Genomic DNA, 792 nt, shown 5'->3' with positions numbered 1-792 from the left:
GCACGCCGAAGCCGCCCGCCGCCCCGACCCACTGCATCGGCACCTGCGCGATCGCTTCGCTGTCGATCCCAGAGCGCGCCACCAGCGCCGCCGACGCCGGATCGCCCCACACCAGCGCGAGATCGAGCTGGTTCGCATCGAGCCGGTCGAGCAGGTCGGCATTGCGCGCCACGCGCGCCTCGATCCGTACCTTCGGATGTGCGCGCGCGAACCGCCCGAGCACGTCGGGCAAAATCGCCTCGCCGAAATCCTCCTGCAGCCCGACGCGCACCCAGCCGTCGAGATTCATGCCGCGCACGGCCGCGGCCGCCTCGTCGTTCAGCTCGATCATCCGCCGCGCATAGCGCAGCATCGCATCGCCGGCGTCGGTCAGCGCGAGCCCGCGCCCGGCCTTCACGAACAGCGGCGTGCCGGCCTGCTCCTCGAGCTTGCGGATCTGCGCGCTCACCGCCGACGACGAGCGCGCGACGCGGTCGGCCGCCTTCGCAAAACTGCCGAGATCCACACCCGCGACTAGGCTGCGCAGCGCCGCCACGTCGAAGTTGGGCCGGGCCAGCGTGGCATCGGCCAGCGCGAGCGACTCGCCGTCGTCGCGTGGAATGTCTTGTCCGGGCATATCAACCATCCTGTTTTATCGAACGATTCATCAGGAACTTTCCGATTTTCAGGATGAATGTAGGTCGCCAGACTGTCGATGTCAATTTCCAACCGGGCCTGCCGCCATGGATACCTCGTACGTCGCTTCCCCCTCCTCGCCCGCCCGCGATGCGCGCGGCCCGGCCCATCGCTGGA

1 protein-coding gene is annotated in these 792 nt (G+C 68.8%); it reads right to left on the bottom strand.

The genetic code is table 11. The annotated features are described in order from the left end of the window. Positions 1–616: LysR family transcriptional regulator (locus G3N99_RS40505; protein ID WP_206125229.1), on the bottom strand; the 616-nt coding region annotated here is incomplete at its 3' end. Positions 617–792: the final 176 nt, after the last annotated feature.

The sequence above is a fragment of the Burkholderia sp. Ac-20392 genome (genome assembly GCF_017104585.1).
In the GTDB taxonomy this organism is placed as follows: Bacteria; Pseudomonadota; Gammaproteobacteria; order Burkholderiales; family Burkholderiaceae; genus Burkholderia; species Burkholderia lata.
Note: the sequence above shows the minus strand (reverse complement) of the source record. Positions and strands in the feature narration are given on the sequence as shown.